General features: G+C 63.2%; 20 protein-coding genes. 10 read left to right on the forward strand and 10 right to left on the reverse strand.

What is annotated here, in order from left to right:
* Nucleotides 1-23 precede the first annotated feature (23 nt).
* Genes R4P70_RS26050 through R4P70_RS26060 form a run of 3 tightly spaced genes read right to left on the reverse strand, consistent with a single transcriptional unit; the run spans nucleotide 24 to nucleotide 5,576 of the window.
* Entirely contained in the window at nucleotides 24-3,221 is a 3,198-nt protein-coding gene (locus R4P70_RS26050) for a carboxyl transferase domain-containing protein (RefSeq protein WP_317832494.1), read from the reverse strand.
* On the reverse strand, nucleotides 3,218-4,915 hold the full coding sequence (locus R4P70_RS26055; protein ID WP_317832496.1) for an AMP-binding protein: 1,698 nt from the start codon (nucleotides 4,913-4,915) through the stop codon (nucleotides 3,218-3,220). The genes R4P70_RS26050 and R4P70_RS26055 overlap by 4 nt, the downstream gene beginning before the upstream one ends.
* Nucleotides 4,916-4,940: 25 nt before the next feature.
* Nucleotides 4,941-5,576, reverse strand: coding sequence for a TetR/AcrR family transcriptional regulator (locus R4P70_RS26060; protein WP_019746323.1), 636 nt, complete (start codon nucleotides 5,574-5,576; stop codon nucleotides 4,941-4,943).
* A 1-nt stretch (nucleotide 5,577) separates the two neighbouring features.
* On the opposite strand from R4P70_RS26060, the gene R4P70_RS26065 reads away from it, so the two are divergent.
* The gene (locus R4P70_RS26065) at nucleotides 5,578-5,757 is read left to right on the forward strand and encodes a hypothetical protein (RefSeq protein ID WP_024488058.1); all 180 of its coding nucleotides are present in this window, start codon (nucleotides 5,578-5,580) and stop codon (nucleotides 5,755-5,757) included.
* A 1-nt stretch (nucleotide 5,758) separates the two neighbouring features.
* Here the strand turns inward: R4P70_RS26065 and R4P70_RS26070 are convergent, their stop codons facing one another.
* On the reverse strand, nucleotides 5,759-6,346 hold the full coding sequence (locus tag R4P70_RS26070; RefSeq protein WP_019746321.1) for a DinB family protein: 588 nt from the start codon (nucleotides 6,344-6,346) through the stop codon (nucleotides 5,759-5,761).
* A gap of 18 nt (nucleotides 6,347-6,364) precedes the next feature.
* Between R4P70_RS26070 and R4P70_RS26075 the strand changes: the two genes are divergently transcribed.
* The 4 genes from R4P70_RS26075 (at nucleotide 6,365) to R4P70_RS26090 (ending at nucleotide 10,073) form a co-directional block, all read left to right on the forward strand.
* The gene (locus R4P70_RS26075; protein ID WP_020968060.1) at nucleotides 6,365-7,612 is read left to right on the forward strand and encodes a hypothetical protein; all 1,248 of its coding nucleotides are present in this window, start codon (nucleotides 6,365-6,367) and stop codon (nucleotides 7,610-7,612) included.
* 65 nt (nucleotides 7,613-7,677) lie between these two features.
* Nucleotides 7,678-9,327, forward strand: a complete 1,650-nt coding sequence (locus R4P70_RS26080) for an MFS transporter (RefSeq protein WP_021332682.1) — start codon at nucleotides 7,678-7,680, stop codon at nucleotides 9,325-9,327.
* Nucleotides 9,328-9,330: 3 nt separating this feature from the next.
* Complete coding sequence (locus tag R4P70_RS26085; protein WP_021342374.1) at nucleotides 9,331-9,783, forward strand: DUF6325 family protein; 453 nt, start codon at nucleotides 9,331-9,333, stop codon at nucleotides 9,781-9,783.
* The gene (locus R4P70_RS26090; RefSeq protein WP_019746316.1) at nucleotides 9,780-10,073 is read left to right on the forward strand and encodes an SHOCT domain-containing protein; all 294 of its coding nucleotides are present in this window, start codon (nucleotides 9,780-9,782) and stop codon (nucleotides 10,071-10,073) included. The genes R4P70_RS26085 and R4P70_RS26090 overlap by 4 nt, the downstream gene beginning before the upstream one ends.
* A 1-nt stretch (nucleotide 10,074) precedes the next feature.
* Here R4P70_RS26090 and R4P70_RS26095 read toward each other — a convergent pair whose 3' ends face one another.
* The 5 genes from R4P70_RS26095 to R4P70_RS26115 form a co-directional block, all read right to left on the reverse strand.
* Nucleotides 10,075-10,761 (reverse strand): SagB family peptide dehydrogenase, encoded by a 687-nt coding sequence (locus R4P70_RS26095; protein ID WP_256065335.1) that lies wholly within the window; start codon nucleotides 10,759-10,761, stop codon nucleotides 10,075-10,077.
* 4 nt (nucleotides 10,762-10,765) lie between these two features.
* Complete coding sequence (locus R4P70_RS26100) at nucleotides 10,766-11,746, reverse strand: ABC transporter substrate-binding protein (protein WP_317832504.1); 981 nt, start codon at nucleotides 11,744-11,746, stop codon at nucleotides 10,766-10,768.
* Nucleotides 11,743-12,537, reverse strand: a complete 795-nt coding sequence (locus tag R4P70_RS26105) for an ABC transporter ATP-binding protein (protein ID WP_020905693.1) — start codon at nucleotides 12,535-12,537, stop codon at nucleotides 11,743-11,745. Before R4P70_RS26105 ends, R4P70_RS26100 begins: the two co-directional genes overlap by 4 nt.
* Entirely contained in the window at nucleotides 12,534-13,601 is a 1,068-nt protein-coding gene (locus R4P70_RS26110) for a FecCD family ABC transporter permease (protein WP_047889378.1), read from the reverse strand. Before R4P70_RS26110 ends, R4P70_RS26105 begins: the two co-directional genes overlap by 4 nt.
* 84 nt (nucleotides 13,602-13,685) lie before the next feature.
* Nucleotides 13,686-14,945 (reverse strand): MFS transporter, encoded by a 1,260-nt coding sequence (locus R4P70_RS26115; RefSeq protein WP_317832507.1) that lies wholly within the window; start codon nucleotides 14,943-14,945, stop codon nucleotides 13,686-13,688.
* 92 nt (nucleotides 14,946-15,037) lie between these two features.
* Between R4P70_RS26115 and R4P70_RS26120 the strand changes: the two genes are divergently transcribed.
* The 5 genes from R4P70_RS26120 (at nucleotide 15,038) to R4P70_RS26140 (ending at nucleotide 20,179) form a co-directional block, all read left to right on the forward strand.
* Nucleotides 15,038-15,226, forward strand: coding sequence for a streptamidine-related RiPP repeat protein (locus R4P70_RS26120; protein ID WP_003943543.1), 189 nt, complete (start codon nucleotides 15,038-15,040; stop codon nucleotides 15,224-15,226).
* Between the two features lie 94 nt (nucleotides 15,227-15,320).
* The gene (locus R4P70_RS26125) at nucleotides 15,321-16,133 is read left to right on the forward strand and encodes a hypothetical protein (protein ID WP_317832509.1); all 813 of its coding nucleotides are present in this window, start codon (nucleotides 15,321-15,323) and stop codon (nucleotides 16,131-16,133) included.
* Between the two features lie 11 nt (nucleotides 16,134-16,144).
* Nucleotides 16,145-17,557, forward strand: a complete 1,413-nt coding sequence (locus R4P70_RS26130; protein WP_317832654.1) for a CocE/NonD family hydrolase — start codon at nucleotides 16,145-16,147, stop codon at nucleotides 17,555-17,557.
* Nucleotides 17,550-18,890, forward strand: coding sequence for a YcaO-like family protein (locus R4P70_RS26135; RefSeq protein WP_113683416.1), 1,341 nt, complete (start codon nucleotides 17,550-17,552; stop codon nucleotides 18,888-18,890). Before R4P70_RS26130 ends, R4P70_RS26135 begins: the two co-directional genes overlap by 8 nt.
* Nucleotides 18,887-20,179 (forward strand): YcaO-like family protein, encoded by a 1,293-nt coding sequence (locus R4P70_RS26140; RefSeq protein WP_317832513.1) that lies wholly within the window; start codon nucleotides 18,887-18,889, stop codon nucleotides 20,177-20,179. Before R4P70_RS26135 ends, R4P70_RS26140 begins: the two co-directional genes overlap by 4 nt.
* Here the strand turns inward: R4P70_RS26140 and R4P70_RS26145 are convergent.
* Nucleotides 20,126-21,097, reverse strand: coding sequence for a hypothetical protein (locus R4P70_RS26145; protein WP_317832515.1), 972 nt, complete (start codon nucleotides 21,095-21,097; stop codon nucleotides 20,126-20,128). The two genes, R4P70_RS26140 and R4P70_RS26145, sit on opposite strands and share 54 nt — an antisense overlap.
* Nucleotides 21,098-21,146 lie beyond the last annotated feature (49 nt).

Below are 21,146 nucleotides of genomic sequence, written 5' to 3' on the forward strand. Positions count from 1 at the left end.
CAACAGCTCGAATCAGCAGGATCTCAACTGTTTCTGCCGAGCTGCCTGATCCAGGCGCGGGTGTCGGCGGGATCGATGACATCGTCCAGTTCGAACGTGGTCGCCGCCATCAGCGCCTTGCCCTGTGCGTAGGCCAGTTCCACGAACTGACCGAACAGAGTTTCCCGAGCCTCCGGGTCTTCGACGGATTCGAGTTCCTTACGGAAACCGAGGCGCACGGCACCTTCCAGACCCATCGGCCCGATCTCGCCGGTCGGCCACGCCACCGTGAACTCGGGTGCGTGGAAGGAACCACCGGCCATCGCCATGGCGCCCAACCCGTACCCCTTGCGCAGGATGATCGTTCCGAACGGCACCGTGAGGCGAGCACCGGCAACGAAGAATCTGCCGAACCTTCGGACCGTCGCCTCCTCTTCCGAGTCCGGGCCCACCATGAATCCCGGTGTGTCGCAAAGGGTCACCAGAGGAATGCGGTGCGCTTCCAGCAGTTCCAGGAAATCCGAAGCCTTGTCGGAGGCTTCCGCGTCGATCGCTCCGCCGAGATGCTCGCTGCTGTTCGCCAGCACACCGTACGGAACTCCTTCGACACGAACGAGTGCCGTCACTACACCGCGACCGTAATCTCGACGCAGTTCCAGGACGCTGTCGACGTCCGCGATCGCCTCGATCGCTCCACGAACGTCGTACGAGCGCAGGCGATTCTCCGGCACCACATGCCGCGAAAGCCGCGGATCCGGAGCCGTCCACTCTCCGCTCGCCCCCTGGAAGTAGCCGAGGTACTGCTTGGCCAGCGCCACCGCATGAGCGTCGTCGTCAGCCACCAGGTGTACGACGCCGTTACGGCGCTGCACGTCGATGGGGCCGATGTCCTCGGGGCGGAAGTTTCCGAGCCCGCCGCCCTCGACCATGGCAGGGCCTCCCATGCCGATGTTGGCGTCGGGCGTCGCGATCAGTACATCGCAGGCACCGGCCAGGGCCGCGTTGCCCGCGAAGCAGCGGCCGGACACGACAGCGACCATGGGTACGCGGCCGCTCAGCGCCGCCATGGCACGGAAGGTTCCCAGTTCCAGGCCCGCTCCCGCCCCTGCATCGGTGTCACCGGGGCGACCACCGCCGCCTTCCGCGAACAGCACTACCGGAACTCGCTTGCGATCGGCGATCTCGAGCAGGCGGTCGGTCTTGGCGTGATTGCGCATGCCCTGGGTACCGGCCAGCACCGAGTAGTCGTACGAGATCACGACGCTCTCGCCGCCGCTGATGGTCGCCACTCCGCCGATCAGTCCGTCAGCAGGAGTGTTGGCGATCAAGTCTTCCTCGCTTCGCCGACTGCGCTGCGCAGCCAGTGCGAGAGCGCCGTACTCGACCAGGCTGTCGTCGTCGACCAGGTCGTAGACGTTCTCGCGAGCAGTCCGCCGCCCCAGCTTGTGGCGCTTCGCCACTGCCGCGGGCCGCGCCGCGTCCAGGGTCACCTCGTGGCGAGCAATGATTTCGGCGAGGTCCGGACGTACGTCGTCGAGGTCCACCTCGTCGACCTCGGCGAGCTTCGATCCCGCGCTCGCGCTACGGACGACGAGCAACGGTTCGCCCGCACTCACCGATCTCCCCGGCGACGACAGGACCCGGACAACTTCGAGGTCACCGGGCGCCGAGAGAACATGCTGCATTTTCATCGCTTCGAGGACGGCAACCTGGCCACCCGCATGGACGCCGTCACCGACTGCGGCAAGTTCGACGACGATTCCCGCCATCTGTGCACGGACCACGTCCTCGTCCGGCGCGATGTCCACACTCGCGGAGGGTGTTTGTGGGCCCGCTTCGGGAACGAGGTCCGCCAATCGAGAACCCAACCAGTCGACGTCGACCAGGCCGTCGCGGAAGTCCTTGTCCGACAGTATTGCCTGCAGGAATTCGAGGTTGGTCGCCACGCCGTCGATGGTGAACTCACTCAGAGCAGCAATCGACTTGCGCACAGCGGCAAGAAAATCCGATCGACGCGTGTGGGTGACGACCTTCGCCAGCAGCGAATCGTAACGCGCACTCGGCGAGAGTCCGACCGTACCGAAGGTGTCCACTCGCACGCCGGGTCCGCCCGGAGGAGTGAAGTTGTCGAGCGTGCCGGAGGACGGCAGCGCATTGCCGTCCGGCGTCATGGTTTCCATGTTGACGCGGGCCTGTATCGCAATCCCCGAAGCGTTTGCCACGGATCCGACTGTCTCCGATACCTTCTCGACAGCAGTGATTCCGGTTGGCAGGTCCAGGTCCTCGAACGGAACCCCGTCCGCGATCGCGAGTTGCACGGCGACGAGGTCGATTCCGGTGACCTCTTCGGTCACCGTGTGCTCCACCTGAATTCGTGGATTGACTTCGAGGAAGACGAATCCGCGTTCCTCGACCAGGAACTCGACCGTCGCGATGCCTCGATAGCCGACCTCGGCGCACAGCCTTGCGGCCGCAGCGTGAAGACGCTCGCGCAGGGCCCCCGACAGCCCCTGCGCGGGCGCAACCTCGATCAACTTCTGATGCCGACGTTGGACGCTGCAATCACGGTCACCCAGAGCGAGCGCGTGGGTTCCGCCTTGCCCCGGCGCCGCCACGATCTGCACTTCGATGTGCCGAGCGTGCTCACTGAGTACCTCGGCGAACAGTGCCGAACTGCCGAATCCCGACTGGGCTTCGGCCGCACACACACGGTACGCGTCGTCGAGCGCTTTCGGGTCGCGCACCGCGCGCATGCCGCGGCCACCGCCGCCGCTGAGCGCCTTGATCATGATGCCGCGGGAGTTGCGCTCGAAGAATTCACGCACCTCGTCGAGGTCGGCGTTCGCCGATGTCGACGGCAGGACCGGTACGCCGGAGTCGACCGCCGCAGTGCGGGCGCTGGCCTTGTCGCCGAAAGTCCGGAGAACCTGGGCGTCCGGGCCGACGAAGACGATGCCCGCCTCGGTACACGCCTGCGCGAATTCGGCATTCTCACTGAGGAATCCGTAGCCCGGGTGCACGTGCGTGGCGCCCGTTTCGGCCGCGATCTTCAGCAGTGCGCTCTGATCGAGATACGCGGATGCGCCCGAAGCTCCGAGCGGCACCGACTCCGTGGCCGCCGCGACGTGCGGACTGGACGCGTCGTCCTCGGCGTAAACCGACACCGTTTCGATCCCGAGTTCACGGGCAGTTCGAATGATCCGCAGCGCAATTTCGCCGCGGTTCGCAATCAGCAGTCTCACTTTTCCCCCTGAGTGCGCTCGAACAGATCGCCCTTGCGCACCTTTCCTGTTGCAGTCATCGGAAGCGCCTCGAGCACTTCCACTTCGGGCACCTTGTACGTAGCCATGTTCTCCTTGGCCCACGAGACGATCTCGTCGGCCGCGGTGTCGGAACCCTCGACCAGCTGGACAAACGCAAAAGCCACCTGCCCCTTGTCCTGGTCCGGTTTCGGTACCACCGCAGCCTTTTCGATCGCGGGATGCAGCATCAGCAGCGCTTCCACCTCGGAGGGGAAGACACTCATGCCGTTGGTCTTGATCATTTCCTTGTTTCGCGCCAGGTAGTGCAAACCACCACGCTCACTGAACTTTCCGACATCGCCGGTCTGCAACCAGCCGTCACGGATGGCGTCGGCGGTGGCAGCCTCGTTGCGGTAGTACGCGGAAAGGATCGACGGACTGCGCACGATGATCTGTCCGTGCTCACCGACGGGAACCGGCCTGCCGTCGTGATCGACGATCAGAACGTCGGTACCAGGCACCGGAATTCCGCAGAACACCGGCTCGCTTTTCAGGTCGTAGTCGCCGTCCTGGAAACCGAGGGTGATCGTGTCCGCGGTGTGGGTTTCGGTCATGCCGTAGCTCGCTTCGCGCAGAACACCGCCGGTAGCCTCGCGCCACCGCTGGCGCGTGGCCGGATCGAGTTTGAGAACAAACGAGACTGCCATGGCGTTCTGGAGTGTCGAGAGATTTCGCTCCGAGAACCCTGATGTGTCCATCAGTTCGACGTAATTGTCGACGGTTCCGACCAGCGAGGTCACACCGTAGGTCTCGACCGCGTCGAGCGTGGTCTCCGCATCCCAACGATTCAGCAGGACAACGGTTCCGCCGTTGACGAGCGGAACCAGAATGCCGAAGTCCTCACCCGCGATCCAGAAGATCGGCAGAAACACCAGAGATACCGGCGGATTGGCACCCACCTGGTCACCACCGGCAAGCGTCGCGGTGGCCGCGGTGTAAACCATGTGACGCTGAGTGTGCTCACAACCCTTGGGCATTCCCGTCGTTCCGCCCGTGTAGTTCAGGGCGGCGAGGGAATCGAGTTCGGTGGCAACGGGAGTCGCCCGCTCACTGGTGATGATCGACTGCCAGTCGCTCAGGCGCGGATCGTCGACCTCGAAGGGCAGTTCGACGGTGGGGATCGCAGTCAGCATGTCCGATACTGCGGTCTTCGCGACGTGTTCGAGTGGAGTCTGCGAACGAACCTTCTTCACCAGCTTCGAGAAAGTGTTCTGTGTGAGAAGGACCGTCACGCCCGCATCGTTGAGTTCGTGAATCAATTCGTGTTCACGGAAGAGCGGATTGATGGGCACGTGAACCGCACCGACCTTGAGAATGCCGAGCATCGCGATATGGAACTGCGGGCAATTGACCAGGTGAACGCCGACGCGATCGCCGCGTTTGACGCCCAGCGAAAGCAGCCATCCGGCAAAACGATCCGAAAGCTCGTCGTACTCGGCGTACGTGATGACGCGGCCGTAGAAGACGATTGCGGGAGTATCCGGCCGCTCGAGCGCCCAATGCCGCAAGTAGTCGACAAGTCCCCCGCCTTCGAGCGGATACTCGACGGCGCGGGGAATCCCGGCGGGCCAATGCGCTTGTTGCAGCGCAGAGATTTCCGCCAGAGCCGCTTCGAGCACGTCTTGTTCTGCCACCGATCACTCCATTCGTAAAAGAAATCTATTTCGACTCTTCGAACCCGATCAACCGTTCGGACATCGTCGTCATATCTGCAATGAACTGGTTCTGCTCTTCGACACTCGCCTTACTCAGTCGTGCTCCACCGGCCATCTGTGCGTCCGAGATCATCTGAACGAGCACCGGGGGCGAAACACAGGGATCTACGTCGTGAACCTGTCGAATACGTTCGACGAAGCGTACGTAGCGGCTCACGAGCTTTTCGCGAACTGCTGACCAACTGCGCTCGACCTCGGAATCCACCCGCGCCCGGTGCTCGATCACCGCGAGCAGGTCCCCGTAGGTGTACACGGCCGTGATGAACGCCGACGTGGTCGTTCTGAGAACTTCGCGTAGATCCTCGGCCGCTGGCCCCTCCATGTGCTGGGCGTCGAGAAACCGTCGGCACATCATTTCGGCGACGGCACGAAAGACCTCGTCCTTCGACGAGAAGTACGCGTAGAAGGTCGCTCGGGACACATCGGCCCTGGTGGTGATGGTCTCGACGGTCACGGCGTCGTATCCGAGTTCGCCGAAACAGAGAGCAGCGGTGTCGAGCAGGCCGGCCCGACGTGGACCGTCCCCGAGCTTGCGGGCTGTCCGCGCTCGCTCCTGCGTTTCGCTGGTGGTCACCGTCACAGTGTGTGTTGACGTTGACGTCAATGTCAAGAATTGCGGCATCCTCGCCGCCGTTCTCGTCGGCTCAGTCGCGAAGATGGGCGAGAAGAAAATCGTCTCCCGGATCACCCGTGTGGCCGGCGACATGGTCGGCCCCGTGATCGTTGTCGTGGTGATCGGCGCGGCAGCGGTATTCGAGTAGTTCAGGCGTGGTGGGCCTCGCGTGCCGCCGTCTCCAGTCGGTCGTTGTACTCGGCCCACCACGCCTCATCACCGGGAGCCAGATTGTTGTCGCCCGCCTTCATCCCAGCAGCGCCGTCGATCAGCTCCCGCACGATGTCCGCGTGGCCGGCGTGCCGATGGATCTCGGTGACAACGTGAACGAGTATTCGGTGCAATGTGACGTCGCGACGATCCTCCGGCCAGTGCTTCACGAAGCCGGGGGCGTCCAGATCGTGCTGCTCGATCGTGGCGTCGGCGAAAGCCCAGGTGCGGCGATAGGTTTCGACGATGTCGGCACTGGACTCATCGGCGCGGGCCCACATGTCGACGTTGAGTTCCTCCGAACGCAACCACGCCGGTAGATCGGGAACCCGACGGCCGAACGTCGGACCGAAATACCCGAGCTCGACGCCGATCATGTGTTTGACCAGTCCCAACAAGTTGGTCCCTGTCCGGGTCATCGGACGCCGAATGTCATACTCCGACAGCCCGTCGAGCTTCCAGACGAGCGCGTCACGTGCTGCCTGCAGGTACCGCTGAAGATCTTCCTTTTCCGAGTTGGTGGTCATGAAACCAACCTAAACCGAGTGGAGCAGACATTGACAGCGGTGGAGGATCTGACCGAGGTTGCCTCCCGGGCCGTCGCCGCCGAGCGTGACGCCCGGTCGGTGCGCTGGCACAACCCGGCAGCCGTCCGCAAGGCCGCCGCGTCCGTGCGTGATTCGCTCGACGACGAACGATCAGCGCTGAGCCGACCGTCGTACAGCGGTTTGTCGCCGTCGCCGCACATGGCTCGCCAACTCGAACTGATCACGACGTTGCAGCCGCCGCTGCCCGCCGACGCCGGCATCAGCACCGCCGCGCAGGCCGAGGCCGACGCCGTCGCCGCGGTGACCACCGCGCGGATAGCCTTGCGCGCCGCCCACCTTGCGGTTCTCGAAGCACGCGTCGCCGCGCTCGATGCCGGAGATACCGATACCGTCGCCGCCGCGATCCGCGGTTACGTCCCGCTGAACTCGGGCAACCCCGTCGTCCGGCACGTGCAGGGTCTCGGCTCCCGGATCCGTGAGGAAGCACGGCACGTCGTGAGTGGCAAGCCTCGGTCGATCGCTTTTCGACTGGGGCTGAGCCTCGGAATGGGCTTGGCGTACCTGGCATTCATTCGCCTCTTCCAGTGGGACGCCAAGGAAGATCGACTGCCTTACCTTGCGCTGTACGCACTCTCGGGTGTGGTCGGAAGCGTCGTGTGCACCAATGCGCTCAGCTTCGACGCCGGCCGCGTCCGTGCTGCTTTGTCCGGCGGAACCAGGCTCTGGCACGTCCTCGTCGCGAAGAATGCGATGATGCTGCTTCTCGTCGGCAGCGCCGGGTTCCTGCTCAGTGCCATCCTCGCGTGGCGCTCCGGAAGCAGTGCTGATCTGGTGAAGGCGTGCGGTCAGGTACTGACCATGATCCTGCTGTGGCTCGGTGTCGCCAACGTGATGTCCGTGGCCTTGCCGCTGCGGGCCGAACCGATGACGGCGAGGCGCCACGACGGCACGTGGAAGCAGTTCCTGCTGTCTTTCGTCATCTCGTACGGTGTCGGACTGATCGTCAATCTGATGCTCTACTGGCGAGTCTGGGCCAAGACGACGCTGCTCGAACAAATGGGCGGGCCGTGGATTCCGGTCCTGCTGCTCCTCGCGAGCGCGGCCGCGACGTGGCTGTTGCTGACCGTCCTGGCCGTACTCCTGGCCGAGCAACCACGCTTCCGGCGAGCCTTGCAACGGGAGATGGTGGTCTACCGCGAAGAAACCAACCACTTGCAGGCGACCATTCAGCACAATTCCGGCTAATGTAACCGTGCGTGACTGATCCGGGCACGCCGCGAGTACACGCAGTGTCGAGGAAGGCGTGACCCATGATGTCCGTAAAGCCTGGCGCAGCCGATACGTCGGCCGCTGTAACCACCGCCTCCTGGCTACCACTGATCGTGGTCGTCCTCACGCAGATTCAGGCGTCGTTCGCCGTCAATGCGCTGACCGTCTCGATGGCCGGCATCACCACCGATCTCGACACTCCTGCAACAAGTGTCGGCACCGCGATCACCGCAGGCACCTTTGCCATGGCTGCCTTCATTCTGCTGGGCGCCAAGATCGGCGCCCGCTACGGGACGCGTTTGGTCTTCCAGATTGCCGTCGCGATTCACGGTCTCGCGATGGCTGCGGTCGCTCTGAGCCAGAGCCCGGCAATGCTGTTCGTGGCGCAAGCCGCGTCCGGCGCCGTGATCGCCCTCATCGCCCCCGCGTTGACGGTTTTCATCGCCACGAACTTCAATGGCGATCAGCAGGCAAAGGCCATCGGTTACCTGGCAGCAGCAATCCCCGCAGCCGGTGTGCTGGCACTACTCATCGCCGGTTCCTTCGCGACAACCATCGGGTGGCGCTACTCCTTCGCCCTCGTCGTGGCGCTCGCCGTGGTCAACCTGGTCCTGAGTTTCCGTGTCAAACCTGTTCCCCCACAGAAGGACATCACCATCGATTGGGCCGGCGCCGCACTGGCTGCCGTTGCCGTCATCCTGCTCAGCTTCGGTTTCAGCGGCCTGAACTCGTGGGGCGTCATCCTGGCCACCGACGCTGCGCCGTTCTCGGTCATCGGTGTTTCACCCGCGGCCATCCTGATCGTCCTCGGCACCATCTGCGCGCAGGGATTCTTCCAGTGGACGCGAAGCCGCAAGGCGCAGAACAAACCTCAGCTCTTCAACCTCGACGTCCTCAAGACCGGCGCCGAGCGCGCCACCACGATTTGCATGGCGACGATGATGTTCGTGGGAACCGCGGCCAACTTCCTCATTCCGCTGTACATGCAGATCATCCAGGGCCGCAGCAGCTTGCAGACGTCGTTCTCGATCATCCCGTACACACTCTCGATCTTCATCGCGAGCACCGTCGTCGCGCGCCTGTACAAGACGTACTCCCCGCGTCTGATCGCACGAGCCGGGTTCGTCGTTGTTGCCGCTGGACTCATACTGTTGGCCTTCACCATTCGTGGTGACTGGCATCAGATCTTTGTTGTCATCGGCCTTATCACCCTCGGCCTCGGGCAGGGCGCCATCGTTGCGCTGGTGTTCAACACCCTCCTCACCGCAGCTCCCAAGGAACTGGCCGGTGACGTCGGCGCCTGGCGAGGACTGGTACACAACATGTCCGGCAGCGTCGGCATCGCGGTGGCCAGCGTGTTCGCCGTCGGAATCCTGGGTACCCTCGTCAGCTCGCAGCTGATCGACAACCCCACCATCCCGGCATCGCTCAAGGTCGAGTCAGGGATCAATCTCGACCAGGTCAACTTCGTCCCCAACGATCAACTCGTCGTGACGCTCGAAAACACCTCCGCGACACAGGCACAGATCGACGAAGCCATCCGGATCAACACCGAAGCGCGCCTGCGCGCATTGCGAACCTCGCTCCTCGTACTCGCCGGGCTCTCTCTGCTCGCCATCATTCCGGCCGGGCGCATGCCCAACGAAGTACCTGCTCTGGAAGAACCGCAACCCACGAAGGGCAAGAAGTAACCGATGTCCAACCAAGACCAATTCGGTCCGATCGAGTACGTTGCCGTCGAGTTTCCCGGCGGTGCACCGACCTCCGCGGGATTCGAGCAGCTGCTCGCTCTCGTCGACTCCGGAGTGATCCGCATCCTCGACCTCGAGTTCGTCACCAAAGCCGCCGACGGATCGGTATCCGTCGTACCCGCGTCCACCTTCGAACTCGCAGATTTCGATTTGGCGCAGTTCGACGGCGCTGCCTCCGGACTGCTCGACGCCGGCGACATCGCTGCCGTTGGTGAAGAGTTGGCTGCCGGAAGTGTTGCCGCGGTACTCGTCTACGAGGAACTGGCAATACTGCCGGTCATCGAGGCCTGGACCCGCAGCGGCGCAAAGGTTGTCACCGAAGGTCACCTGAGCGTGGACGAACTGGCTGCTGCACTGGACAACACCGCACCGGATACCACGGAGAAGGACGCATGAGTTTCTTGAGGCGAGCCGGCCGGGTAGCCGTCGCAAGCTCCATTCACGGCAATGTTCAGCGCCGTCAGCGGACCCGTTGGGCCGCCGAAGATCAGGCCCGCGCAGCGCAGGTCCAGCCGGTGCCGCCGATTCCCGATCTACCGCCCCTCCCGCCGCAGGCAGCTCCGGCAGAATCGGAAATGTCGATGGACGCTAAGCTCGAACAGCTCACCAAGCTGGGCGAACTCAAGAATGCCGGCGTATTGACGGAGGCCGAGTTCGAGACCCAGAAGGCCCGCATCCTCGGCTGAACTAGCTGGGCCGCCCGAGTGCAAAAGCCATTACGGGAAGCTGCGTCGTCGCGAGATTCAACAGAGACGCCACTCGCGCATCCGTGAATCCTGCGATGGCGCAGCCCACAAGTCCCATCGCCTCGGTCACAAGGTACAGATTCTGAACCAGCACACCGGCATCCACGTGCATCGTGCGGTAGTGCCGCATCGCGTACTTCTCGAGCGGCGCTTCCACGTCGGCGACCACAAACAAAAGAACCGGGAACACGTCGACGAACTCGGGCTGGAGAAGGCTCGCTCGAAGGTTTCCTTGTACGCCACCCGGCCGAACGGCCTCAGCACGGCCTTCCTGGATGTACCGGTACACCCCGGCTCCAAGCGAGTGTCCGGGTTGGCTGACAACAAACGACAGCGTCAGTTCGCGCATCCCACCGGCCGTCGGGCTGCTGACCAGACTGTGGTGCAGCACATTTGAAAGTTCATCGATTCCCAAAGCATCTTGCGCTGGGTTGTAGTGGCTCCGTCGTGCCTGCAAGATATCCGGAAAGTCCTGGGCCGGCAGTGGCGTCGGCGCCGGTAACTCAACGAACTCAGACGTCACCGGGGGCAGTGCGCCCTCGTCGAACGGTAGCTCCGACGGAGCCACCGTCCGGTCAAGCGCAGCATGCAGCGATACGACGGCCTCGACCCGCTCGAGGGCGGTCAAGACCTCACGAACCCGGGTGCAGCAGGCGAGATACCTCGGCAGCTCCGTCGATCGACACCAACTCACCGGCGAACCACGCCTCCGGGACGGCAAAGATCACATTCGACGTCGCGGCAGGCGTCCCGGCAAATGCGGTGCGAGCACCCTCGAGTGTGGATTCCCGAGCCGACTCGGTTGAGTAAACGACAAGAATTGCCTGCGGCGACTTCGCGAGTATCGATTCGGTGGCTACCTGGCCGAAGTACTTCCCATCCGGAAGGTCGCTCTCGTAGAGGTTCTTTCCCCCGGCCGCCTCGAGCACGCTGCTGTAGAGGCCCCTCGCCAGAGCGTAGGACTGCCCCTCCGAAACCTGAACCATCACAGTGGCAACCGGCTCCTTCCCGGCCACGGATGCCTCGGTTGCTGCGAGCGACTTCTTGCCATCTGCCAGAAGTGTTGCTGCTTCGTCACTTGTTCCGGTCAGGGCACCGAGACCGTCGATGTCGGACCAGACGTCGTCGATCCGCCCCTCGGTGACCGCCTTGTGGCAGTAGCCGCTGTTCACGAAGATCGGGATGCCGAGGTCACGCAATTCGTCCATGCTCTGCAGTCGGTCACCGTCGAACCAGTATTCCCCGTCGGAGACGATCAGATCCGGACGGGCGTCGAGCAATGCTTCTTTCGCGGGAACTCCGGTGCTCAGTACCGGCACGGCCGCGAACTGATCCGCGAGTTCGGGGCTGGGAGGAGAGAGATCGGTATTCGATTGTCCGACAATGCGGTCGGCGGCACCAAGTTGAATCAGAAGCTCTGTCATCGACGGATACAGCGAGACAATCCGCTCCGCCGTCTTGGGCAACGTGACCTCGCGGTCACAATTGGTGACGGAAATCTTCTCGGACGACGACGTCGCCGAATCCGCCGTGGAGTTTCCGCATGCGGTCAGTACTGCAGTGGCGGTAACGGCCGAGCACAACAGCGCGGCAGTACGTATCGAGGATTTCAAGACACTGCTTCTTTCGTGTGTAGGAGCGGAGGGGCGAACGAGAGCAAGGGACGCCCGGTCAAGGGGTGAGTGCCGAGATGCACCTGAACCCCGAATACTTCGGACAGCAGGTCCTCGGTGAGGACCTCGGCCGTTGGTCCTGTCGCGACAACTACCCCGCCGGAGAGCAGACAGACGTAGTCGCAATACGCTGCGGCCAAAGCGAGTTCATGGATCGCGACAATCGTCGTAGTACCGAGTTCGGCGACCAATTCCATCAGTTCGAGTTGAGCTCGGATGTCGAGGTGGTTGGTGGGCTCGTCCAAGACCAGCACCGACGGTTGTTGAGCGATCGCCCGGGCCAACATCACACGCTGCTTTTCTCCGCCGGACAGTTCGGCGAAGAGTCGTGATCCGAAGCCGTGCATACCGGTTCGTGCCAGTGCGGCACTGACGATGTCCCGGTCGATTTCACCGAGTCGAGAGAATGCGCTGTGATGCGGCGTCCGGCCCGTCGCCACCACCTCGCGGACGCTGAACGAGAAGTCGGATGAATGCTCCTGCCCCACAACACCGATGATGCGTGCTGCTGATCGGGGCGAGAGATCGTCCCACACGTTCACTTCGTCGACCTTCACGATTCCGCTTCTCGGCTTCATCGAGCGGTACAACGCGCGCAGGAGGGAGGACTTTCCACTGCCGTTCGGCCCGACGAGTCCGACCACGCTCCCCTCGGGCGCTTCGAGATTTACGCCGGAAACCACCAGACGCCCACCTCGAACGACGTGAATCCCGCTGGCCGACAATCTCATGACTGCGCACCTCCGTCGCGTCGAAGTAACCAGAGGAAGAACGGGGCACCCAATCCGGCGGTGATGATTCCGAGTGGTAATTCGTTGGGCGCATCCAACATCCGGGCCGCAAGATCGACGATCACCAGGAAGGTTGCACCGACCAGCGCGGTTGCCGGCAGCAGCTTGCGGTGGTCGGATCCGACGAGGAGTCGTACGGCGTGCGGCACGAGCAGCCCCACGAAACCGATTCCGCCGGCAACGGATACAACAACCGCGGTCAGCAACGACGCGATCACCAGCAGTAGCAACCTGGTACGGCGCACGTCGACGCCCACCGATTGCGCGCTCTCGTCTCCCATAGCCAGCGCGTTGAGTTGGCGAGACTGCGTCAACAGCACTGCCGCACAGACGGTGATCACCGCGGCGGGCACACCGAGATCCGACCAACCTGCCCCGCTCACCGAACCGAGTAACCAGAAGAGCACTCCCGAAAGCTGACTCGGATCGGCGCGCAACTGCACAAAACTTGTTGCAGCCGAGAGCAGATAGCCGATGGCAACTCCGGCCAGGACCATGCGTAGCGGGACAAGCATTCCCTCGCGCCGACCCAGTACGAGAACCGCGATCAGGGAAACCATGGCCCCCAGGAACGCGGCCACCGGGACACCGATCGACAGACCGGTTCCGATGCCCGTCGTCATGATCAGCACTGCGCCGAAGGACGCTCCCGAACCGACACCCAAGATGTACGGATCGGCAATCGGATTGCGCACCAACGCTTGCAGCACTGCGCCGGCCAGTGACAACCCGGCACCCGCCAGTGCCGCGATCAGAATGCGCGGGACCCGCAGTCCCCACACGATCCGGTCGAGTAGCGGGTCGACCGGCGGCCCACCGGCGTGCGCGTACAACACCGCGAATACGTCGGCGAAGGACAGCGACGCAGCGCCCGACCACACCGCGACGGTGGAGACGGTGGCAAGGACCACGGCCGTGGCCAACAGAAACGGGACGTATCCGCGGTCGCCGACGGGATGCGCACGCGACGGGGCATCAGGTACTGCTTCGCTGGTCAGCGTCATCGCACTCCTGAATAGGTGGGGTTCACAGGGATGAACAGGTGGATCTAACCATAACGACAGTCGTTTTCATTAATAGTGACATGCTCATCTGTGCGGACAAGGATCGGTCCGCAGGGCGCTCACCCACGCGAAGAGTGCCCCGACCAGCGCAAAGCTGCACGCAACGAGGTAGGCGGTGCCGATATCCCAACGTCCTGCAATTGCCCCGGCAATCAAGGCACCCACCGGCGAACCACCCCAGGCGACCATCCTCGCCGTGGTGTTCACGCGCCCCTGTAGACGATCCGGAGTCAGACGCTGACGTGCACCGATGCCGTTGAGGATGGTGACAGTCGCACAGCCGGAGTAGACGGTCAGAGCGGTGATCGCTGCGGCGGTGTTGCTGGTTGTCGCAACGACGAACAGCACCACCGGGGCGATGGTCAACGCACCGACAGTGATCGCGCCGACCGGCCATTGCCCCGGTAGGCGTGGGAGCAAGACTGCGCCGACCACACCACCCACGGAGACTGCTGTCCACACGGCCCCGATCATCGGACTCGACGTCGAAATCCCCAGCCTCTCGGTCGCGTACACCACCAGGAGCGCCGTGACAGCACCCTGTGTCAGGGAATTGACGAAGCCGACGCCGGTCAAGGCTCGCAGGAGCGGAGACTGCCAGAGGAAGCTGAGGCCTTCGCGTATGTCACGCGCAATTCCGGGTTCCGACTTCTTCGGCGCCGCAGGAGTACTCGAGAACGAGGCTCCGATCGACGCCATGGCCAGCCCGGCCAATACGTAGGCCAGTGCATCAGCACCCAATGCGTAGGCCGGGCCGATCGACGCCACGAGCACTCCGGCAATAGCCGGAAAGGCAACATCGACGAGCGTGCTGGAAGTCCACAGCGCACTGTTGGCGGCCGGTATTCTGTGCCGACCGACCAGGGCAGGCAAGGCTCCGAAAGCCGCGGCATCGAACCACACGAAACACGTTCCGATGCACATCGATACGCCGACCGCGTGCCATGCCGTCAACACACCGAGCGCCTGCGCCGCCGGAATGCTCGCCAAGGCAAGAGCAGCGACGGCCTGCGCACACAGGATGACCGTCCGCCGGTTGACTCGGTCTGCCACGGCGCCGGCGAACAAGCCGAACACGAGGTACGGCAGAACCGTCCCCGCAGCCGCGAACGAGGTGAGAAACGGAGACCGGCTGATGTCGAACACCAGGATCGGCATTGCCACTCCGGTGACGGCCGCACCAGCCACGGCAATCGTGCGAGCCGTGAAGAAGAATCGAAACGATCTGTCCCGAAACACATGTGGTTGCGCTTCGGCGGATCCCGTCGTCGAGGCCTCGCTCATGTATGCACTCTCTTGTACCTGTTGCTCTCCGTGGCGATCTTTCGTACGGTGGCATCGTAATGGAAATGGTTTCCATTACGGAAGGGATGACAATGAGCAACATTTCGTTCGACAGCGTCTCCAACTCGGCTCCGGCCAATGCACTCCAGGGCGTCGGCACCAACGCCCTCGTCGACAACCCGTTCACCTTCGAGCCGGTTGCCGAGGCGACGTCCGCACACGCTCTGCAGGGTGTGGGCACCAACGCCCTCGTCGACAACCCGTTCAGCTTCCAGAGCTGAAACCTTCCCTGATCCAGACCGTTTCGACGGTCTGATCTGCCGATGACCCCGCCCGCATCCGACTCGTCGGGTGCGGGCACCGACAAGGAGATCCGTGTACGCCCTCGCCGACGGACACCACCTGTATCCGACACCGGACGGTGTTTGGCATTACCTGACACCGGACGAGAACGCAGTCACGATCGGTGCGCCGGCCGAAGCTCTCGCAGAACTCGACAACTTTCTCAGGCGGTCTGGTTCGGTGCTCGGCGCGGGAGCGATCGAGATCGCCGACGCTCTCGTCTCTCGCGGCGTGCTGGCTGTTCCAGGTCAAGTGCCAGAAATTCCGGGCCCACAGCGTGTGCTGATGGACGGGATCGGACCCGTTGCCGATGCCTGCATCGCTCTGCTCTCCAAGGCTCTTCCGGATCTCGAAGTCGTATCCACCACTGCGCCAATCGAAGACGGCGTTGCGTCTTCGGACCTCGTACTGTCGGTTGCCGACGCTCCTCCTCATGACGCGTGGTCGGAACTCGATACCTGGTGCCGCCACAGCCGAACTCCGTGGCAACGCGTCCACAAAGAGCTGGGTGAGATCTGCATCGGTCCCTTCTTCGACGGCATCGACAGCGCGAGCTACCGGGACGTCTGCGGTCGACGACTAGCCGCGTCACGTGTACCGGATCACCTGCTGGCTCTGTGGAACCACCTCGCCGACAGCGAACGTCGTCCGCTTGGACTTTCACCCACCGCAGCCGCAATGGTCAGTGCACTTGCATGTTCGGACGTCGTGGCTGGTGCCCATGGCGCACCGCAATCACACCTTCACCACCAGATCCGGATGAATCCACGAACCCTCATGATGACTCGCCATCCCGTGCTACCACTGCCTGGCGGCGTTCTCGAACCTTCGCCGACGCTCCGGTGATCTCACTCGGCGTGAAGATCCCGGCAGCAGACGGTTCTTCGTTGGCTACGGATGTGCTCCTCCCAGATTCTTCACCTCGAGGATTGATCGTGATCCGAACCCCGTACGGACGCGGGTGGCATCTGGCCGAGGGGCTCGAATGGCGATCACGAGGAATTGCCTTCATCTGTCAGGACGTACGTGGACGGCACGATTCCACCGGATCTTGGGAACCCTACGTCCACGAGCGCGAGGACGCCGCCGCCCTTGCCGAGTGGCTGCAGGATCAGCCGTGGACACCCGAGTGCGTCATCGCAAGCGGGGCTTCGTATGCGGCCGGAACTGCGTGGGCGTTTGCTGCCGAGACCAACAACGCCGATCGGGCATTTCGTGCTCGCGGCATCGTCTCCAAAGTCCCGACCATCGGAAGCGACCGCGTCAAACGTGATCCCTCGGGGATACTTCTCCTCGCCGAGCATCTGGCGTGGTGGGGCGAGCACGGAGATTCGTCTTCCTCTCGTGAGGGTTTCATCCCTGCCCTGATGCGCTCGGATTCGTCTTTGCTGGAACATCTCCCGGTGCAGTCGATGATCGAGGAGGTTGGCCTGACCTCCGATTCACCGGGCTGGTTGACGCCGATCCGTCGCGCTCGTGAGCGCGAAGACTTCGGTGGCGATGATCTGGTGTCCGCGGACGAACTCTCCGAACTCGACGTCGCCGGGCTGCACATCGGCGGTTGGGACGATGCGATGATTCGGGAGACACTGCGGCACTTCGCATCCGTGTGGCGCGGGCCGCAGAGTTTGATCGTGGGCCCCTGGGCGCACGACCTCCGCCCGGGAAGGGTCGGCGAGACAAGTTTCGGCCGCCTTCAGGTCGAGTGGATGGAATCGATATTCTCGGCGCGGCCCGTGACCATCAATCGGGTATTCGACCGGGGTGCAGGCGATTGGTCGACCGAACCGTACGTCACGGGTGCGAACCGGATTCGTCTCGAACCAGACCCGAGGACGGCGCCTTTCAACTTCACGCACCACGCAGACGAGGGCCGAAACGACTGTGTTGTCTGGACTTTCGACATGGAGGTCGAGTTTGTGCTGTCGGGAATGCCTTCGGTGGAGTTGACAGTGCATTCACCCCAGGGCGAAGCCGATTGGATCGCCGAACTGAGCGTCGTCGATCCCACTCGAGTCACGAGATCGATCGCTCGTGGCGCGGGCGTCAGCCTTTGCTCCGGCACGTTGACCATAGATCTCGATCCCGTGCTCCACACTGTGCGCGCGGGTGATGTCTTGACGCTGCGGATCGCCGGCTCGGACTTCCCACGGCTCGCACGCAATCTCGGAGACGGTGATCGCTATCGAGGAACACGCAGTACCGCACTGCACCAATCATTTTCCGGGTCGTTGACCCTGCCCATACTCGGAGGAACTGCCGGTGGATGACTTGCTGGTCGACGCCCGAAGCGGCGTGCTGACCTCACTGGAACCACACATTCGCTCGGACATGCCGACAGGCTGGGTCGGTTGGGCCGCGAGGGTGGCCGACACCAGAAACTTCGGCGGCAGCGGTTCACTGTTTCGCGCGGACCCTTACGGATTCGGGGCTTCGATACGCGACGACGCAGCAGCTCGCGGTGCTGCAACCGGTGAGGCTGTCGAAAGATATTGCGGCAACGTAGTCCCCGAAGATCTGATCCGCAGCAGTGCGTCAGCGCTGGAACTGGCAGGCTCACGGGTCGTCGATCCCGCGAAATTTGCGTTGTACAGCGAGGACCAGTACCGCCTTCCCGGATTCCCCTTTGTTCCCTTCACATCGGCTCTGGAAATCCGCTGGGCGCTGGGTCACACCATGGACGAAAAAGTGCCCACCTATGTGCCAGCCGCCCTGACCTATCTCGGGTACTACACCGGCACCCGTCGCGGCGAACCACCGATCGCGTCGTTGCAGTACGCCGGAATCGCCGCGGGACGCTCACGCGCCGAGGCCGAGATGTCAGCTCTGCTGGAACTTCTCGAACGCGATGCCACCGCACTGTGGTGGTGCGGGGACCGGTCACAGCCGGCAATCGAACTCGCCGACTGGGAGCGGTTACCTGTGCACCGCCAACTCGGGGATCTGGAGAGCGACACTCGGAGCGTTCGAGTGCTTCTGCTCCCCTCCCCCTTCGGCATTCCCGTCGCCGCAGTGTGGATCCGGGATGACCGACGTGGATTGGTCGCGCTGGGCACAGCTTGTCGACCAACGGTGGAGGCGGCAGTCTCGAAGGCCCTTGTCGAGGCGTACGCCGTACTTGCCATCACGATCGACCTCGCCGACCCCGACGGGCCGACCTGGCGCAGCGTGGCGGACGGAACGCTGCCGGCGCACCTGTACAAACCCTTTCGGGCCGACCGTCGTTACCGGGACGAGTTCGATGCGCAGTGGAAGGACGTCGTCGATCTGCCGACCGTCGCCCAGCTGTATCTCGACCCCGTGATGGCTGGGGCAGCGGAAGAGCATCTCTTCGATTACACCGAAACACGCTCGGTATCAGAGATTCCCGACGAAGATCCTGTGAATCTTGCTTCTCTGGTAGCCCTTCTGACGTCTCGAGGGTACCAACCGATTTCCGTCGATCTCACCACCCGCGACATCTCGATTGCCGGGTTGCACGTCGTCCGCGTCCTGTCTCCCGGCCTCTACAACAATGCGCCGGCAGCTTTTCCCCTTCTTGGAGGTAGCAGATTGACCAGCGCATCGACCACCCATCTGCATCTGCCGGTCCCTCTCGCATGAGGTCTTTGCTCGTCGACCGCCGAACTGGGATCATTCGAGAGTTGGTCGACGCCGTTGTTCCCCAGCACTTTCCGCCGGAGTTCAAGCTCATTCATTCGTATGTCTGCGATTCGGCACGCTTTTCGCCCTGGTCCAGCGACTCGGCGGGTGCCGGATACTGCTTCGATCTCGGTGACCGTGCGCGACCTACCGCTGCCGCAATAGGTGAAGCGGTGGAACGATATTGCGGGAACATCGTCGCCAAACCGATCGTCCGCGGATCAGCCGAGACGGTGATCGGCGCAAGCATCGACCTGTCACGACTCGCGCGTTTCGGCGCCACCCAGTACGCGCAGCCACGGTTCCCGTTCGTCGAACCAACCGACGATCTGGAGATGGACTGGACTCTCGGAGTCGACCTGATCACGGGTTCGGCTATCTGGGTGCCGGCCGAACTCGTCTGGGGTTCCTATCCTCATTTCGTCGCCCGGACGGGCCCGGCGATCTCACCGGTGGCTCAGGCGGGTCTCGCCGCCGGTCCCACGACGGGATTCGCGATACGGAATGCACTGCGCGAGATAGTCGAGCGCGACGCGATGACGCTCTCCTGGACCGGAAGGCGCGGCGTTCGGATTGTCACCGGGATGCCAGAGCAGCTCCTTCGACTGGGCAATCACGAAACCCTGTCGACGAGATGGCTGGCATTCGAGAGTGATTTCGGGATCCCGGTACTCGGCGCCCTCGTCCGCGACCACCGCACCGGATACTCGACCATGGGAACCGCCTGCCACGAGGACGCACAGACCGCTGCGTTCAAGTCGCTCGGGGAAGCGCTTCAGCTGCAACTTCTTTCCGCCGACTACGACAACCCGGAGAGCGGCATCGGTCGAGCCGCGGCCTCCCCGACCAGCCCGCTTGCGCCTTGGCGAGCTGACCGAAGCTATGCAGGCGCCTACCGATCGGACTTTGCCGACGTCATGGACTACGGATGCCACTTGCAGCTCCACCTGGACCCGGAGATCCAAGCACGATTCGAGAGTGAGCTGGCAGATACCGTCGTCGGCGAGGTGGACCTCGACTCTCTGACGTCACCCATCGACACCGAAAGCGCACTGACAGGCTCGGGTTTCAGGCCGGCATGGGTCGACCTCACCACTGCTGATGTTCTCCGCGCTGGCTTGCATGTCGTCCGCGTCGTCGTACCCGGTTGTCTCACCAATGCGGCCGCCGGATTGCCGTTTCTCGGCTCGCCCCGACTAGTCGACGGTCTTGCCGGACGTCCGCCTCGTACCATCCCATTGCCGCACTGACAGTTCAGGAACTGCCAGTTGTAACGACTCTGCGGTCTCCACCGCGTGAAACCACATCGGCTTCGAAATCGCGGCGCCCTTAAGCACCTGCACGGCACGCGCGGCGATTGCTGCCGTCGCGGCCGACTGGCTACGCCCCGAAACCCACAGCGCCGGACCGGTATCCGTTTGTGCCATCGCAACCCAACGATCCGAGCCCCACAGCTTCTTCGGCACTACCTTCTGGAGAGCGGGTGCCCACGTCATGGCCGCAAGCCCGAGCGTCGCGGTGGACGTGTCCAATCGCAGGTACGTTCTGACCGGAACACCAAGGTCGCGCGTCAACGCATGTTGGTCCGAAAAGTCTGCCCGCACAGCAGGACCGGATCGGTACCCGGTCGCGTCCGCCGGCATCCGAAACGTCTTCATCCCGGCGTAGTTCCGGATCGATCGCCCGTCGGGATCGGGAAACCTCGTTCCCAACATCCCGTACGTCCACGCCGTCGCGGCCGGTCCGTGTAGTTCTCCGCCGCCGAGGCCGATCACGATGTCCACGGGTCCGTCGCCGAGTCGATGCGCTTCGGCGGCAAGGACACTGGTCAATCCCGGTGCCAATCCGACGCCCATCAGAACTGGGCCGTCGACCGCTTCCAGTTCTTCGCAGTAGCTCGAGGTTGCCGTGATGTCGACGAATGCCGCCCCACCGCGTACCGCTTCTTCTGCCAGGCGAACGTCCTCGAAACCCGACGCATTCACCACGACATCGAAGTCTCGAACCACAGCCGCGTACGCGCCTGGTTCTTTAAGATCAACGACGACGTCCGCGCGGGCACGATCGCGCCCGGCGGAGTACGCGGAGATTTCGGGGACCTTCGCGAGTTGTTTCATCAGGGGAATCCCGACGGCACCGTAGCCGCCGAGTACAAGAACCTTCGTCATTATTTCGCCTCCCGAGTCGCTAGAGTTCGACTCTAGAGTTAAACTCTAA

Source organism: Rhodococcus sp. IEGM 1241, from assembly GCF_033142365.1.
GTDB lineage: Bacteria > Actinomycetota > Actinomycetes > Mycobacteriales > Mycobacteriaceae > Rhodococcus_F > Rhodococcus_F erythropolis.